The sequence below is a fragment of the Dysgonomonas sp. GY617 genome (genome assembly GCF_015233815.1).
GTDB lineage: Bacteria > Bacteroidota > Bacteroidia > Bacteroidales > Dysgonomonadaceae > Dysgonomonas_A.
In genome coordinates, this window is sequence record NZ_JADCLR010000021.1 from 47,406 (window position 1) to 64,262 (window position 16,857).

Here is a 16,857-nt window from a genome sequence, read left to right on the forward strand (position 1 = left end):
CTAATGCTAAAAATCATCACAGCGACTATATATCAGAAATCTACTGTCCTCAGCAATTGGTTTAGCAATCGTGAGCTCTATTTTTCTTGCTGTTCTGAATCTATGTGTGCATCGAAGAAAAAGCAGATATGTACTACAGGCTAGCTGTAGTGAATATTTTGGAGCTTTTCGTCGTTTAACTTCTCAATGAGTTTTTGTTAATAAATCATGAGATGGATGACATACTTGGAAGATTAGCGCTAAGGTGTTAATTGCAATTTATAAAAAACAACAACTAAACAACAATCAATAAACGAAGAAAATAGTCAGAATTAATCTGCATATATCGTTAAATTCTTTCTGAGACAGATAAGTATTAACACGAAGTGATCTTTAGAGATTTTTCATATTGATCCGAATGCAGATACTACAAAAAAGATTAGCTAGATGAATTATACGCTCATCATAAATAAGACTCTTCATTTGAGATATTGTTCTATAAAAACGTCAACAGGTTATGATTATAGATTTTATTAGTATAAAAAAAGGAATATTGTTGACTGGAATTTTTTCCATTTCAACGTTCGCTTTTGCGCAGATTGGTATTAATACAGCAACACCTCATTCTACACTAGATATAGAAGGTAGTATCGAAGCCAATAGGGTTGCAGGCATTCAGGCTCCCCGTTTAACTTTAGCTGCATTAACAGCCAAAATAAGTTCTTTGTATGGAGCTAATCAGATAGGGGCACTGATTTATATAACGAATGTATCGGGAGGAGATAGAACCGGACAACGGGTAAATATTTCTTCTCCGGGGTATTATTATTTTGATGGAAGTTTTTGGCAAAATCTGGGAATTCCAGAGCCGAAGGTATTGCCTGGTGATATTAAATATTCGGTTGTTGAAACAGATCATGATGGATGGTATTTAATGAATGGGAGAACTGTCGCGAGTCTTCCTGCAAATTTACGACCAATAGCGCAGAAACTTGGTTTTACAAATAATCTACCAGATACTAGAGACCGTTTTCTTAAGACTAAGACAGGAACCGAAGCTGTTGGAGTTATTGGTGGAACCAACACATTCACTATTGCAGAGGCAAACTTACCTAATCTTAACTTATCAGGTAGCTTTAGTGGCATTTCGGCTAGTGGAGGGGCGTCTCATGCTCATACTTTTAGCGGAACTTCGGCTAGTGGAGGGTCAGCTCATAATCATACTTTCAGTGGTACTTCGGCTAGTGGAGGGGCAGCTCACACTCATACTTTGAGTAGTATAGCTTCAGGAAATGGTGGAGCAGCTCATACACACCCATTCAGTGGGACATCAAGTAATACAGGAAATCATACCCATACTTATCTGGCACCTCCAAGAGCAACAACAAAAGATAGGGGACCTTTGGTTTCTAAGGTGAGTGTAGACGTTCCGACTAATAACCAGATTGATGCAGCAGGAGCTCACACTCATACTTTTAGTGCGACATCCTCTAATAATGCTCATACTCACACTTATTCGGGAAATGCTGCATCTACATCTCATACCCATGCTTATGATGGAACTTCTACTAGTACTGCACATAACCATACATTTAGTACAACTTCGGAGAGTTCAGGTGCGCATAATCATACACTGAGTGGAAATGCAAATTTTTCTTTGGGAGGCAGTGGTACAGCTCTTTCTAACAGGTCTGCCTATTTAGTAGTGAATGCATATGTTTATTTAGGGCAATAAGGTGAGTGTCTAAATATTATTTATTTATGAAATTGAAAAGTATGAAATATAAGATTTTATTTTTACATATCGTATTAGCTTATTTGTCTGTTAATAGCTTATCTGTGGCACAAGTAGGTATTAATACACCCCTTCCTAAGTCTACACTAGATGTAGCTGCATTTAATGAAGTGAATGTAGCAGATGGCATACAAGCTCCGCGTTTGACTCTACTTCAGCTTACAGCAAAAGGCAATTCGTTGTATGGAGCCAATCAGAAAAGTACTATTATTTATATTACAGACATATCGGGAGGTAATAAAACTGGTCAAAGAGTAAATACTACTAAGGTTGGTTATTATTATTTTGATGGAAATGTTTGGCAACAATTTACTTTCCCCAATGTTGCAAAGCTGGGTGATGTAATAAACTCGTTCGCTCCATCAGATTATGAAGGATGGTATTTGCTTGATGGGAGAGCGATAACTAGTCTTCCGGCTAATATTCAGCAAGCAGCTAAAAACTTAGGATTTGCAACTACTCTTCCCGATGCTCGTGATAGAGTACTGAAACCAAAAACGGGAACTGAAGTTATAATGAGTACAGGCGGTATAAATGATTTGGCTATATCAACTGCAAATCTGCCGAATATTAATTTAGTGGGGGCATTTAATGGTTCGGCTGCTAATAATGGAGCCCATACACATGCTGTGAGTAATACATTAGCTACTGGAGGAGATCACTCGCATATCGTCACAGGAACATTGGCTGCAGGAGGAGCTCATGCGCATGGGGTTAGTGGAACATTAGCTGCTGGCGGAGGGCATACACATGGAGCGAGCGGTACCTTAGCATCAGCTGGTAATCACCGACATACGGGAGAAAATATTCAGGTAATAAACGATGTTGATAGAGGAGATAGCAGAGGTACGGCAGCTCTTTATAACTATAATGCCTTAACAAGGCATAATACCAGTAGTGCAGGCGCTCATGCACATACACTTAGTGCCACTCTTACTTCGGGTGGCGGGCACACGCATCCTGTTACGGGAACATTGGCTTCGGCTGATGCTCACGCACATGCTATTGCTGCAACATTGGCTAATAATGGAGCTCATACGCATGCTATCAGTGGTACATTGGTGTCAGTTGGAGCTCACACACACACGTTTTCGGCAAATACAACTATTCCTTTAGGGGGAGCAGGCAAATTGTTAAATAACAGACCTGCTTATGTCGTTGTAAATACATTTATTTATTTGGGTAAATAATATATCATTTAAATTTTCGAGATGAAACAGCAAATTTTATTTTGGGTACACATATCATTCAGTCTACTATTGAGTAGTTCAGTTTTTGGGCAAGTTGGAATTAATACAAAATCTCCGGCATCTACCTTAGATGTTATGTCAACTAATGTTACGAGTAATATAGACGGGATACAGGCTCCACGCCTCACTTTATCTCAGTTGACCAATAAGGGTGATGTTCTTTATGGAGCAGATCAGGTAGGTACTATTGTTTATATAACAGATGCTTCTACTGGTAATAAAACAGGACAAAGAGCTAATATTACATTGCCAGGATATTATTTCTTTAATGGTAGTGTTTGGATCAAATTGGGAGTACATGACTACAAGACTGTCTTAGGACGTGTAAAAAACTCTTTCCAGACTTCAGACCATGATGGCTGGTATTTATTAGATGGAAGAGCTATTACTGCTTTTCCTGCTAATGTTCAGACTGCCGCAAAATCATTGGGTTTTGCCACAGCACTTCCTGATAGTCGTGATAGAGTATTAAAGAGCAAAACGGGAGCAGAGACGCTAGGTAGCATTGGTGGTAGTAATGTAAAGACAATAACTAGAGAGAATCTTCCTAATATATCCCTAAGTAGTACTATAAATACTACAACATCAAGCAATGGGGCTCATACACATACTTTTAGTGCTACATCTTCAGATAATGGAGGTCATACACATACTTTATCTGCAACTTCGGCTTCAGTGGGGCATCAACATTCACTCAGTTTAACATCAACTAATACAGCCCATACGCATACTTTTAGTGCTACTTCTACTAATAATGGAGCACATGTGCATGGTTATAATCAACCGACACGGGCTAATACCACTAAGGATAGTGGCGGATATAGCTCTGACTTTAATATGAAAAGTGGACAAGTAACTAGAACCACAGCTACTGCTGGAGCTCATACTCATACTTTTAGTGGAACCTCAGCCAGTGGTGGTGCGGCTCATACTCATACCGTTAGTGGTACAGTAGCTAATGGTGGCGCAGCCCACACTCATGCTTTTAGTGGGACCTCTGCTAGTGGCGGTGCAGCTCATACTCATACTTTCAGCGGAACTTCGGCCAGTGATGGCGCAGCTCATACTCATGCTTTAACAGGTACAGTTGCAGTACCTATTAAAGGGAATAGTCTGGCATTAGATAACAAATCAGCATACTATGTTGTAAATACGTTTGTGTATTTAGGTGTATAATTAATTTCCAGAAAGAATATATTCTTATACTATAGTGTAAAATAATAAAAGAGACAAATTGATATGTGTCATCAAAGTTTAGACAAGCTAAAATTGATTATCAAGATTGACTTTTGTCCGTCCTTTAAGATTTCCAACAATAAATAAAAACTTTCTAAATTATTCTTTGAAAGAAAACAAACAAAAAAGACTCTCAATTTCTTGAAAGTCTTTTTTTTGTTTAGTGATCCCGCTGGGGCTCGAACCCAGGACCCCATCATTAAAAGTGATGTGCTCTACCAACTGAGCTACGGAATCTACCTATTTGCTTTTCTTGAAAGCGAGTGCAAAGGTAGTATAATTATTTAAAAAATGAAATTTCAGAAAGAAAAATCATAACTTTGTTTAGATAAACTATATTCAAGAGGCCTTAAAGGCACAAAAAGACTGTCATAATGAACGAATCACCACTCAATACTCAGCAATCAAAATTAACAAAAAGCACCCTATGGCTCATGACAATAGGAGCAGGATTAGTTGTTGCTAATAACTACTACAATCAACCTCTATTAGGCAAAATTGCAAGAGAGTTAAATGTATCGGAAGCCATAGCAAATAATGTTGCAATGATTACTCAAATAGGCTATGCAGCGGGATTATTCCTTCTTGTTCCACTTGGAGATATGTTTAGAAAGCGAAAAATCATAATTCTAGATTTTGTCCTTATTATAGCTTCTCTTATCGCCTTTGCCCTTAGTGAAAACATTACAACAATGATTATAGCCAGTTTCTTTATTGGCTTAAGCTCTGTTGTTCCTCAAATGTTTGTTCCTTTAGCTGCACAATTATCCGACCCCAAAGAGAAAGGTAAAAATGTAGGAATGGTTATGACCGGATTACTCATCGGGATATTAGCCTCTCGTATTTTCAGTGGAGTATTAGGAGAATATTTAGGATGGAGACAGGTATATTATATAGCTGCAGGAATTATTTTCATACTTTGGATATTAATATTCTTTCTATTGCCTGATATAAAACCGACTTTTAAGGGTAGTTATTGGGGGCTTATGAAATCTATCTCACATTACATTAAAACAGTACCAAGTTTACGCCTTGCTTCAATAAGGGGAGCTTTGGCATTAGGATCTTTTCTAGCTTTCTGGACAACACTAACCTTTCACCTAGAAAGACCTCCATTCTTTGCAGGTAGCGATATTGCAGGAGAATTGGGTGCTGTTGGTATTGGAGGTGCTTTAGCTGCCTCCATGGTAGGACGAATTGCCGACCGTGTAAATAAAAACACACTAATAATGTGCGCTACTATTTTAATGATAGTATCGTGGGCTGTTTTAGGAATTTGGGGATTTACCTATGCGGGACTTATTATGGGTATCTTCATTCTCGACGTAGGGCTTCAATCTATCCATGTAAGTAATCAAACCATTGTTTTTTCAACTAATCCCGATGCCACAAACAGACTTAACACCGTATATATGACAAGCTACTTTATAGGAGGATCATTCGGTACTTTTGCAGGAGGCAAGGCGTGGGAATATATGGGTTGGAACGGAGTTGTATTAACTGGAGGTGCATTTGTTGTTATATTATTATTAATACATTTGATTTTCTCTCCTAAAATGAAATAGCATGAATAATAAGTCTAACGAAAAATTCTCTTTAAGCAAAAGACTCAGAAGTTTCTCATACGCTTTCAATGGATTAAGAACAGTAGTCAAAGAAGAACATAATGCACGTATACACCTTATAGTATCTTCAATTGTAATAGTGTGCGGATTTATATTTCAAATTTCGATTATTGAATGGATAATTCTTTGCTTTGCAATAGGGTTTGTTATTTCTATTGAAATTCTTAATTCCGCAATTGAGAATCTGGCTGATTTTGTATCTCCTGAATATCATAATTTAATCAAAAAAGTAAAAGACATTTCAGCAGCAGCCGTACTCGTTAGTACAATATCAAGTGTTGTAATTGGCATTTTAATTTTTCTGCCGAAAATAATCCTTTTAGTAAATAACTAAAGAGGAATTTCACAGACCGACTAATTGGACTACTTCTCTAATTCACTATCATTGAACCAACTACCACCGTTAAGTGTTTTAAGAACAAACACTATCAATATGAAAAAGATATCTATAATAACCAGCCTTATCTTGCTTGCTATTCTCATTGGATGTAAAACAAAAGAATTAACGCCTGAACAACAAGCTAAGGCAAAGGAGTATGCCGAAAAAATAGAGAATCGCAACTTCACATTTCACGCAACCAGTGCACAGCCAATGTCTGGAAGAACGGTTAATCTCAATTACGACTACTATCTAAAAGTAAAGAACGATACTATTATAGCCAATCTTCCCTATTATGGACGTTCGTATGTTGCACCTATCAATCCAAGAGATATCAGCATAGATTTTACCAGCACCAACTTTAATTACTCTGACACCAAGAAGAAAGATGGAAGCTATGAAATAAAAATTGAGCCTTTGGATATAACAAACAGAGAAAACGTAGGAATCTCAATCTTATTACGAATAAGCCCAAGCGGGTATGGCACACTAAATGCTTTACCAACCAACAGACAAAATATCTCATTCTACGGTACAATTGATTAAAAGAATAATCCATTTAGGATATATCTGCTCCAAAATGCTAAATAATTTGTTAGCCAATATCAAATTGTTCCCTATCTTTAGAACAGACAAACTCCCTTTTGAAATAGCATCAAAACCGAGAAGGTCTATATATCAAAAAACAAACCAGAAAATAATACTATAAACTCAAAACCAATAAACGATGTCAATAGAACCCAGTGTAAGTGTTGGTATCTTATCCAATAAAACCATCACCTTTAATTTTCATACTGATTATCTATGTCTGCAACAAACTGCAAAAGGTAAGAATACTGCAACTTATCAGGAAGGAAAAATCTTATGGGATGGAGCGCTTTACGATCAATTATTATTTGAATCGACAAACAAGGAAGCTTCTTTTGTGATAGAAGATGTTATTATAGGAGTTAATTTTCATTGGGAACGAAAAGAGAATCAAGAGTTTCAAGGTGCATTGAAACTTATAGTTGAAGACGAGCAAATAACGGTCATCAATATAATAAAGATTGAAGATTATCTTACCAGTGTCATATCATCTGAAATGAGTGCAACAGCATCTCTGGAATTATTAAAAGCACACGCCGTAATATCCCGAAGCTGGCTTTTAGCTCAAATAGAAAAAAACAAAGAAATAGTAGCCGATAAAACCGAATATTCGTCTTTTTCTGAAACTGAAACCGAATCCATACGATGGTATGATCGCGAAGACCATGTAAATTTTGATGTTTGTGCAGACGATCACTGCCAACGCTATCAAGGAATAACAAGAGCCTCATCAAATATTGAAATTGTAAAACAAGCCATTGCAGAAACCAGAGGACAGGTTTTGACCTCTGAAAGTAAAATATGCGATGCACGTTTTTCTAAATGTTGTGGAGGTGCAGTAGAGGAATTTCAAAATTGTTGGGAGAACACCAAATTCTCATACTTAGTAAAACTCAGAGATGACATTAATCCAAATGACTTACCCGATCTAACAAAAGAAACAGAGGCTTTGAAATGGATAAAAACTCGTCCTTCTGCATTTTGCAACACACAGGACAAAAAGATACTGGGTCAGGTTCTTAATAACTACGATCAGGAAACTATCGATTTCTACAGATGGAAGGTCTCATACAGTCAAGAAGAATTATCTGCACTTGTATTAAGACGTTCGAGTATTGACTTTGGTGTAATACAAGAGCTCATCCCTATACAACGCGGAACTTCGGGCAGGCTTATTAAATTAAAAATTGTCGGATCGAAAAAGACTTTAACTATAGGTAAAGAACTCGAAATACGCCGAATACTATCCACCTCACACTTGTATAGTTCTGCTTTTTATGTAGAAAAAGAAGGCAAACAATTTACTCTAATTGGTGCAGGTTGGGGGCATGGCGTCGGTTTATGTCAGATAGGAGCAGCTGTAATGGGTGAAAAAGGATATCTGTACGATCAAATATTGCTTCATTATTATGTGGGAGCAGATATTGAAAAGAGCTATAATTAATCTAAAAAATCACTCTTAAAGCAGATGATTACTTAATCCAAAATAATGAATCGCAATAAGTTTTTCTTTTTAGTGCTTATCTTGCTATTATCAGCAGTTGGATTCTTTTTCATTTCACCTAATGAGAAGTCTATTGACGATCGCATTATTGATTATAAAGTGGATTTAGCCTCAAGTGATCTAGCATTGTATTGGAAAAATGACAGCAGCAAAATTATCAAAAGCATCCAAAATCTAAAAACATTTGTTGAAAATAAGAATCTGAAACTTCTCTTTGCCGTAAACGGAGGGATGTACAACGCAAATAATATCCCACAAGGGCTTTATATTGAGAACTTCAAAACTTTAAGCCCCATAGACACGACTTCGGGAAGTGGTAATTTTTATTTGAAGCCTAACGGCGTCTTTTATATTACGGCAGACAACATCCCCGTGATTTGCAAAACTGAAGATTTTATTAACAATGGACATATAAAATATGCAACCCAGTCGGGTCCAATGCTAATAATTGACGGACAGATACACCCCGAATTAAAAGAAGGATCTACAAATTTACAAATCCGCAATGGTGTGGGTATTCTGCCCGATAACAGAGTTGTTTTTGCCATGTCGAAAACTAAAATAAATTTTTATGACCTTGCGATGTATTTCAAATCGCAGGGTTGTAGAAATGCACTTTATCTTGATGGCTATGTATCACGCACCTACTTACCTGAAAAGGACTGGAAGCAAACCGATGGAGATTTTGGGGTAATTATAGGAATAACCAAGCCTCTTACAAACTGAACAAACAAAACCCAAAAGAGATAACACACCTTGACCAAATTACAGACTACAAACACTCTTTAATTACCGATAATAAAAAGTCTGACTAAGTATATCTAAACCTATTCTATCGGACAGATAACGTAGTACACTTAATAAACACGATCTGTAATGAAGGGTTATAGAAACTTTAATTTAAAATCACGCAACAAATAGCACATTTGCTACCTAAAAAAGCGGTATTTTAAATTTTCAGCAAATATTATTTCGTTAAATACCTTAAAATGGTGGCGAGTAGCTTTCTAAAACTTATCTTTGCTCTGAAAAAATAAATCTTAGGATATTCTACTTTGAGGAATAAAAATGTAAAATTATCCTGGAAATATTATATTTATTAGAATACTAGATATTTGCAACTATCCATTGCCGTATTTAATTGTTATAACCTATTATTGCTATTAATTTATTTGAGCAATAAGAAGGTCTCAGACCTTAAGATAACAGACTATGACTCAACAAGCATCTAACCGACTACTCTCTCTGGATATTTTACGTGGGATAACCATCGCAGGAATGATTCTGGTAAATAATCCAGGCTCATGGGGTTCTATCTACGCCCCACTACAACACGCTGCGTGGAATGGATTGACCCCGACAGACCTTATTTTCCCTTTCTTTATGTTTATTATGGGGATCTCAACCTATATATCCCTCCGCAAATTCAATTTTGAATATAGCAAAGCAACCGTTCAAAAAATCATTAAACGTACTATAGTCATCTTTCTTATTGGCTTGGGCTTAGCATGGTTTGGCTTGTCGTGCAGTAATTTCAGAAGTTTATCGGACAGCGATATGGGCTTTTTTGAACGATTCTTCCAATCCATTACCAATATGGAACATATACGAATCCTAGGAGTAATGCAACGGTTAGCTCTGGCATATGGTATTACCTCTCTGGTTGCTATATTTGTTAAACATAAATACATTCCCTATATAATCATCGTCACCCTCTTCGCCTATTTTTTACTTCTTTTGTTTGGTAATGGGTTCGAATTCAGCGAAAATAATATAATCTCAGTCGTAGACCGAGCTATTCTCGGTGTCAATCATGTATATAAAGATGTAGGTATAGCAATTGACCCGGAGGGATTTTTAAGTACTATCCCAGCAGTTTGTCATGTATTAGTTGGTTTCTGCTGTGGTAAAATCCTGATGGAAGTAAAAGACAATCAGGTTAGAATCACCCGTTTATTTATTCTCGGAACAATACTTACATTTGCCGGCTTTTTATTAGATTATGGATGCCCAATCAATAAAAAAATATGGTCACCAACCTTTCTTCTTGCCACTTGTGGTTTAGCCTCGAGTTTCTTGGCACTACTTATCTGGATTATCGACATAAAAGGGTATAAACGATGGAGTGTATTCTTCGAATCATTCGGTGTAAACCCTCTGTTTATTTATGTTCTGGCAGGAGTCCTCTCTATTTTAGTTGGTAATATAACATTTACATACAATAGTGAAACCATCAGTCTACATGGATTTATATATAATGAGGTTCTTCTTCCTTGTTTGGGCGATTACTTGAGTTCATTTGTTTTTGCACTCTTATTTGTAGCTGTAAACTGGTTTATCGGAAACATTTTATACAAAAGAAAAATCTATATAAAGATATGATATTACTGGCAGATGGCGGATCAACAAAAGTTGATTGGTGTTTGATAGATCAGGGACAAAAAATAAAACAAATTTATACCAGAGGAGCCAATCCCTTCTTTCGATCGCGCGAAGAAATAGGAGAAGAATTAAAATCCTTTTTGGTTCCAGAATTAAAAGGTTATTCTATTGACAAAGTGTATTTCTACGGAGCAGGTTGCGCTTTTACAGAGAAGAACGAAATCGTTCGCCTAGCAATAGCCGATAATATCAATGTTTCCGAAATCTATATCGGGAGCGACTTATTAGCAGCAGCTAAAGGATTATGCAACAACAAAGAAGGTATAGTTGCAATTATGGGTACGGGCTCAAATTCGTGCTTTTATAATGGGAAAGAGATTGTTAGTAATATATCTCCACTCGGATATATCTTAGGAGACGAAGGTAGTGGTGCCGTATTAGGAAAGCTTCTATTAGGGGCATGCCTCAAAAATCAACTGACAGAAGGATTAAAAGAAAAATTTCTCACCCAATTTGAACTAACTCCTGCCATTATATTAGACAGGGTATATAAACAGCCTATGGCTAATCGTTTTCTGGCAAACCTATCTGTATTCCTCATAGAGAACATTGAGGATCAAACAATATACAAGTTGGTATATAATGCTTTTAAGGACTTCTTCTTACGAAACATAATGCAATATGACTATATGAACAATGAGATTCATTTTACAGGTTCGATTGCTTTTCATTACCAAGAGTTATTAAAAGAAGTTGCCAAAGAACTAAATATTGAGATTACAACAATAATAAAGTCTCCTATGGAAGGACTTATCAGGTATCATTCTCATTTAGAATAAGGGCACAGAAAGCAAAATAAGACAGATAAATTTGAGTCTATTTGCGACCTTAAATGTGCCCATCTTATAAGATAGATATTAATATTTGACCTGTACTTGATACCCTAGATATCCATAAGATTAACTACAAAGCTGATTATGACCTTTAGAAAAATAACAGAGCAACCTTCGTTATATGACGATTTAGAAAAAAAGTCGGTCAAAGAACTTCTCATTGATATAAATAACGAAGATAAGAAAGTTGCACTAGCTGTAGAAAAAGCAATTCCCCAGATAGAAAAACTAGTCTCTCAAATTGTACCGCGCATGGAACAAGGCGGACGTATATTTTATATAGGAGCAGGCACAAGCGGTCGTTTGGGTGTATTGGATGCCTCGGAAATACCGCCTACTTTCGGTATGCCAAAAACTCTTGTCTTCGGTCTGATTGCAGGAGGAGATACAGCATTACGCAATCCGGTTGAAAAAGCAGAAGACAACACCGAAGCCGGATGGAAAGAGTTACTAGCTCACAACATCAACGAGAAAGATACGGTAATAGGCATTGCGGCATCGGGTACCACTCCCTATGTTGTGGGAGCTTTACGCGAATGTCACAAACATGGAATACTAACTGCATCCATAGCCAGCAATCCTGATTCACCCATTGCACAGGAAGCCGAAACAGCCATAGAAATGATTGTAGGCCCTGAGTTTGTTACGGGTAGTTCGCGGATGAAATCGGGAACGGGACAAAAAATGATACTCAATATGATTACCACCGCTACCATGATAAAACTAGGCAGAGTTAGAGGGAATCGCATGGTGAATATGCAATTATCGAATGCCAAATTAGTAGACCGAGGTACACGAATGATTATAGATGAGCTAGGACTAAATTACGATGAAGCCAACAGACTACTGTTATTACATGGTTCAGTAAAAAGTGCCATAGATGCTTATCGGGCAGAACATAAATAAGGTCTTAGATGTTTTAATGTCTTGTATTTGTTTTTTATTAATCAAACCTAAATTCTGCACAGAATGAATTTCTCCAAAATAATAAACAGGTCAGCAACCTTACTATTTATTTTGATCTCATGTTTATCTATTCATGATCTCAATGCACAAACCCTTCCTAAAAATGTAATAGCCAACATCAGTCAATACCTCACTTCTACTGCGCGCCAGGAAGTAGCAGGAAGACCAATAGCTATAGACTCTATAAGAATAGTAAAGAAAACAATTAATATATATGCAGGAGTAGAATTGTCGTATATACCTTTTAGAAAGAAGAATGTTACTACGATTTATGCACAAGTAAAAAAACGCCTGCCTAAAGAATATGCAAGTTACTCTTTAGCTATCTTCTCCGACAAATACAAAATAGAAGATTATGTACCTTCATCTCTAAATGATCGATTCGCCAACAAACTAGATAAACCTCTTATAACAAACACCTCCCGTCCATTCGAAGCAGACCGAGGTTTACTAGGACACCATCTAGCCATTTGGCAAAGTCACGGTTGGTACTATGAACAAAAGCTAGGCAAGTGGCAATGGCAACGTGCTCGAATATTCCAAACCGTAGAAGATTTGTACACACAAAGCTATGTACTACCCTATCTTGTACCTATGTTAGAAAATGCAGGCGCAAATGTACTTCTGCCTCGCGAGCGTGATACTCAATTGCATGAAATTATTATAGACAACGATCATAATAAAAGCCAATCAACATATAAAGAAAGAAAAGGCAAAGAGAAATGGGATGATGGAGAGGCTCCCGGATTTGCAAACTTTAAAGGAAATTATCAGGTAGGAGAAAACCCTTTTAAGATGGGTACATTCAGAGAAATACCAACTATATCGAAAGGCAAGGAAAGCTTTTGCGAATGGATACCCAATATTCCTGAGGCGGGAAAGTATGGTGTATATATTTCTTATCAGACAGTAGAGAATAGTACAGATGATGCGCTTTATACAGTACACCACCTTGGAGGAGAAACCGAATTCAAGATAAACCAGAAAATGGGAGGAGGTACATGGATATTCCTCGGATACTTTAGTTTCGAAGAGGGCATGAATGACAATTGTAAAGTTGTACTTTCGAATAAAAGCCAAAAATCGGGACGCATCCTTACTGCTGATGCTGTTAAAATAGGCGGAGGTATGGGTAATATTGCTCGCGTGCCACTTAATAACGAAACTAATACGATTACCTATAAACCAACTATCAGTAATTACCCCCGATATACAGAAGGTGCGCGCTATTGGTTGCAATGGGCAGGTGTACCCGATACAGTTTATAGTAGAACCGCAGGAGAGAATGACTATTCGGACGATTTTCAGAGTCGTGGTTTCTGGGTTAATTACATTGCTGGAGGTTCTAGTGTTTTGCCCGAAAAAGGAGGACTGAATATCCCTATCGATCTGGCAATGGCCTTTCACTCTGATGCAGGAACTACACCTAACGATTCTATTATAGGAACTTTAGGTATTTGCATGACACACTTCAACGACGAAAAATTTGAGAACGGAAAACCTCGTCTGGCCTCCCGGCATTTAGCAGATATGATTACAGATGAGGTAATAAAAGATATTCGCCAGAATTATGAACCTAAGTGGACACGCAGACCCATATGGAATCGTTCTTACAGTGAGGCTCGCGTACCCGAAGTTCCCACTATGCTACTTGAATTATTATCGCATCAAAACTTTGCCGATATGCGCTATGGTCTCGATCCCCGATTTCAATTCATAGTGAGCCGTTCTGTTTATAAAGGAATGTTGAAATTTGTAGCCCACCAGTACGATTATGATTATGTGGTGCAACCATTACCCGTAACTAGTTTTAGTTTAGAATTTGTAGGTGATACCGAAGTCCGTCTAAATTGGATTCCGACATTAGACAGTACAGAGCCAACAGCTAAGCCAACTAAATACATAATCTACATGCGAGTTGATAACGGAGACTTTGACAATGGCGAAATAGTGCCTTACAGCAATGCTCAAGTGTCAATTGAAAAGGATAAGATATATAGTTTTAAAGTAGCAGCCGTAAATGATGGAGGTGAAAGTTTTCCTTCAGAGATATTATCTGTTTCGCGAAAATCTAACGAAAAAGGAAATGTTCTCGTTGTGAACGGATTCGATCGTATATCAGCCCCTATAAGCTTTACCGCTCAAGATAGTATTGCAGGTTTTCTGGATGCCATAGATCATGGAGTACCTGACAAAAATCAATATAATTATACCGGAAGTCAGTATGAATTCCGAAGGGATATACCCTATATGGGAAATGATACTCCCGGTTTTGGAGGTAGTAACTCCGATTATGAAACAACGGTGGTAGCAGGAAACACTTTCGATTACCCATTTCTCCATGGCAAATCGATACTTAAAGCAGGGTATTCCTTTATATCTTCGAGTCGTGATGCTGTTATTAACGGACAAACAAAGCTTGCCAAATATCAACTTGTTGATTTGATTCTTGGTAAACAAAGACAAACCAATATAGGCAGAGGATACTTTGTTCCCGATTTTAAAACTTTCCCTAAAGAACTTCAAACAAGAATAACAGCCTATTGCCAACAAGGTGGTAATATATTTGTTAGTGGGGCATTTGTAGGTTCTGATCTTTGGAATAGCGAAAATGTACTAGATGAAGATTTGGCGTTTGCATCTAATATTCTAAAATACAGATGGCGAGTAGGTCTAGCCGCAACAACAGCAGGTAATGTAAAATATGTAACATCTCCATTCCCGATGTTTAAAGGTCAAATGGATTTCTACAACAAACCCAATACAGAGTCATATGGTGTAGAAGCACCCGATGCTTTAGAGCCGTTAGGAGAAAACAGTTATACAATTTACAGATATTCGGATAATAACCTCAGCGCAGGAGTAGCTTCACAAACAAACTACAAAACATGTGTACTTGGCTTTCCATTCGAGGTTATTGAGGAGGAAGATCAACGAAACGATCTAATGAAAGGTATTCTATCTTTTATGTTTCGGAAGGATTAAGTTCCTTAGCTGTTCTGCTACGGGAAACACTGATCATCTGTAGCAGAATAGACAACATAATAATACCTAAACCGATAAAGAAAACTGGAGTCAGCTCCTTTGCTTCACCAAAGATGATTATAGCGAGGATGATACTGTATATAGGTTCTAGATTATAACTAAGATTGACCGTAAAAGCTGAAATATGCTTTAGTGCCTGTATCTGTAAAAGATACAACCCAATGGTACACACAGTAGATAACAGTACTAGATATATCCAATCGGGTATACTCGGCATTAAAGTTTCAACGGGAATAAAATAGAGATAAAACGGAAGAATAAGACTCATACAAACAAAGCCGCCAATCATCTCATAAAACAACATCGTTGTTGAACTATGGCGCACCCCTACCCTTTTGTTCATAATGGTAAACAAAGCACACAAGCAGAGGATATAACTCCTAGAATAATCCCCATCCGATACTGACTATCGAATTGAAATATCAAGACAATACCGCCCAGAGTAATCAAGCTAAAAAGAAGCTCTTTATAAGAAACTCTATGTCGGTTAATCATAGGTTCAAGCACAGCAGTAAAGAAGCCCACTACCGAGAAGCAAACAACGCCTATGGATACATTCGAAGCTTTGATGCTCCCATAAAAGAATATCCAGTGTAAACCTAGTAATAAGCCCACTCCTCCAATTTTGAAGATTTCACGCTTTGGAATAGTTGGAAGTTTTTTTGTAGCCCAAAGGAGTGCATATAAAAGAAGTGGAGTTATAAGCATTCGATACCAAACCAGCAATCCCTCATTGAGAGAAATTAGTTTGCCAAAAATTCCCGTAAACCCAGCTATCAGGATGGATAGGTGCAGCTTAATAAATGCCTGTTTCATCTTTCTGTTCTAAAAATCGAGCAAAGATAATCTATATAAATAAGAAAGACCACCCAAAGGGCAGCCTTTCTATATAGGGAAATGACGAAGTTAATCGCTTATCATAATCTTTTAAATAAACCATCCTTACTGATCAAAACACTTGATAGAATAAAAAATATTCCAGTTATCACGAAAACAAGCCATATACTGACAAATGAATCAGCTTTAGCTAGATTACCAATCATATAAATAAAGGCAGACATAAGAATCACAATACCCGAGTAAAAGAGTAATTTACTTACCATCGAAACAATGCAGTTATTGCTCTCCTTATTATTCGTCTTCGTTAGGAAAAATCTTGTTTGTCTCATAGTCCTTAATTTAAAAAGTAAACCTTTGATTAGAGTATAACTTTTA

At 37.1% G+C, this 16,857-nt stretch carries 12 protein-coding genes, 1 tRNA gene and 1 pseudogene; 12 read left to right on the top strand and 2 right to left on the bottom strand.

The features are described from left to right. The first annotated feature begins 496 nt into the window (after positions 1 to 496). From IR022_RS10040 to IR022_RS10050, 3 genes are read left to right on the top strand one after another with little or no spacing between them, the layout of a single operon-like run. Complete coding sequence (locus IR022_RS10040) at positions 497 to 1,714, top strand: hypothetical protein (protein WP_194203605.1); 1,218 nt, start codon at positions 497 to 499, stop codon at positions 1,712 to 1,714. Between the two features lie 41 nt (positions 1,715 to 1,755). Continuing rightward, on the top strand, positions 1,756 to 2,964 hold the full coding sequence (locus IR022_RS10045) for a hypothetical protein (RefSeq protein WP_194203606.1): 1,209 nt from the start codon (positions 1,756 to 1,758) through the stop codon (positions 2,962 to 2,964). Between the two features lie 21 nt (positions 2,965 to 2,985). Continuing rightward, positions 2,986 to 4,200: a hypothetical protein gene (locus tag IR022_RS10050; RefSeq protein WP_194203607.1), complete on the top strand. Its 1,215-nt coding sequence runs from the start codon at positions 2,986 to 2,988 to the stop codon at positions 4,198 to 4,200. 224 nt (positions 4,201 to 4,424) lie between these two features. Here IR022_RS10050 and IR022_RS10055 read toward each other — a convergent pair. Continuing rightward, positions 4,425 to 4,497: transfer RNA gene (locus tag IR022_RS10055), tRNA-Lys, on the bottom strand. Positions 4,498 to 4,634: 137 nt separating this feature from the next. On the opposite strand from IR022_RS10055, the gene IR022_RS10060 reads away from it, so the two are divergent. The 9 genes from IR022_RS10060 to IR022_RS10100 all read left to right on the top strand — a co-directional run bounded on the left by IR022_RS10060 (position 4,635) and on the right by IR022_RS10100 (position 15,582). After that, entirely contained in the window at positions 4,635 to 5,825 is a 1,191-nt protein-coding gene (locus IR022_RS10060; protein WP_194203608.1) for an MFS transporter, read from the top strand. A 1-nt stretch (position 5,826) separates the two neighbouring features. Next, the gene (locus tag IR022_RS10065; RefSeq protein WP_194203609.1) at positions 5,827 to 6,219 is read left to right on the top strand and encodes a diacylglycerol kinase family protein; all 393 of its coding nucleotides are present in this window, start codon (positions 5,827 to 5,829) and stop codon (positions 6,217 to 6,219) included. Positions 6,220 to 6,318: 99 nt separating this feature from the next. Continuing rightward, positions 6,319 to 6,810 carry a DUF4251 domain-containing protein gene (locus tag IR022_RS10070; RefSeq protein ID WP_194203610.1) on the top strand — a complete coding sequence of 164 codons (492 nt, stop codon included), beginning with the start codon at positions 6,319 to 6,321 and terminating at the stop codon, positions 6,808 to 6,810. Between the two features lie 181 nt (positions 6,811 to 6,991). Further along, on the top strand, positions 6,992 to 8,296 hold the full coding sequence (locus IR022_RS10075) for a SpoIID/LytB domain-containing protein (protein ID WP_194203611.1): 1,305 nt from the start codon (positions 6,992 to 6,994) through the stop codon (positions 8,294 to 8,296). Between the two features lie 45 nt (positions 8,297 to 8,341). Continuing rightward, complete coding sequence (locus IR022_RS10080) at positions 8,342 to 9,082, top strand: phosphodiester glycosidase family protein (RefSeq protein WP_194203612.1); 741 nt, start codon at positions 8,342 to 8,344, stop codon at positions 9,080 to 9,082. A gap of 486 nt (positions 9,083 to 9,568) precedes the next feature. Continuing rightward, positions 9,569 to 10,738 (top strand): acyltransferase family protein, encoded by a 1,170-nt coding sequence (locus IR022_RS10085; protein ID WP_194203613.1) that lies wholly within the window; start codon positions 9,569 to 9,571, stop codon positions 10,736 to 10,738. Then, the gene (locus IR022_RS10090; protein ID WP_194203614.1) at positions 10,735 to 11,577 is read left to right on the top strand and encodes a BadF/BadG/BcrA/BcrD ATPase family protein; all 843 of its coding nucleotides are present in this window, start codon (positions 10,735 to 10,737) and stop codon (positions 11,575 to 11,577) included. Before IR022_RS10085 ends, IR022_RS10090 begins: the two co-directional genes overlap by 4 nt. A 138-nt stretch (positions 11,578 to 11,715) precedes the next feature. Further along, the gene (gene murQ, locus IR022_RS10095) at positions 11,716 to 12,537 is read left to right on the top strand and encodes an N-acetylmuramic acid 6-phosphate etherase (protein ID WP_194203615.1); all 822 of its coding nucleotides are present in this window, start codon (positions 11,716 to 11,718) and stop codon (positions 12,535 to 12,537) included. 63 nt (positions 12,538 to 12,600) lie between these two features. After that, complete coding sequence (locus IR022_RS10100; RefSeq protein ID WP_242053202.1) at positions 12,601 to 15,582, top strand: xanthan lyase; 2,982 nt, start codon at positions 12,601 to 12,603, stop codon at positions 15,580 to 15,582. Here the strand turns inward: IR022_RS10100 and IR022_RS10105 are convergent. Further along, positions 15,563 to 16,458 (bottom strand): annotated as a pseudogene (locus tag IR022_RS10105) (DMT family transporter). The gene IR022_RS10100 and the pseudogene IR022_RS10105 overlap by 20 nt on opposite strands. Between the last annotated feature and the right edge of the window lie 399 nt (positions 16,459 to 16,857).

Coding starts and splice junctions, on each gene's coding strand:
- IR022_RS10080 (WP_194203612.1), top strand. CDS start 8,342: ATGAATCGCAATAAGTTTTTCTTTTTAGTGCTTATCTTGCTATTATCA.
- IR022_RS10060 (WP_194203608.1), top strand. CDS start 4,635: ATGAACGAATCACCACTCAATACTCAGCAATCAAAATTAACAAAAAGC.
- IR022_RS10065 (WP_194203609.1), top strand. CDS start 5,827: ATGAATAATAAGTCTAACGAAAAATTCTCTTTAAGCAAAAGACTCAGA.
- IR022_RS10050 (WP_194203607.1), top strand. CDS start 2,986: ATGAAACAGCAAATTTTATTTTGGGTACACATATCATTCAGTCTACTA.
- IR022_RS10070 (WP_194203610.1), top strand. CDS start 6,319: ATGAAAAAGATATCTATAATAACCAGCCTTATCTTGCTTGCTATTCTC.
- IR022_RS10100 (WP_242053202.1), top strand. CDS start 12,601: ATGAATTTCTCCAAAATAATAAACAGGTCAGCAACCTTACTATTTATT.
- murQ (WP_194203615.1), top strand. CDS start 11,716: ATGACCTTTAGAAAAATAACAGAGCAACCTTCGTTATATGACGATTTA.
- IR022_RS10040 (WP_194203605.1), top strand. CDS start 497: ATGATTATAGATTTTATTAGTATAAAAAAAGGAATATTGTTGACTGGA.
- IR022_RS10090 (WP_194203614.1), top strand. CDS start 10,735: ATGATATTACTGGCAGATGGCGGATCAACAAAAGTTGATTGGTGTTTG.
- IR022_RS10045 (WP_194203606.1), top strand. CDS start 1,756: ATGAAATATAAGATTTTATTTTTACATATCGTATTAGCTTATTTGTCT.
- IR022_RS10075 (WP_194203611.1), top strand. CDS start 6,992: ATGTCAATAGAACCCAGTGTAAGTGTTGGTATCTTATCCAATAAAACC.
- IR022_RS10085 (WP_194203613.1), top strand. CDS start 9,569: ATGACTCAACAAGCATCTAACCGACTACTCTCTCTGGATATTTTACGT.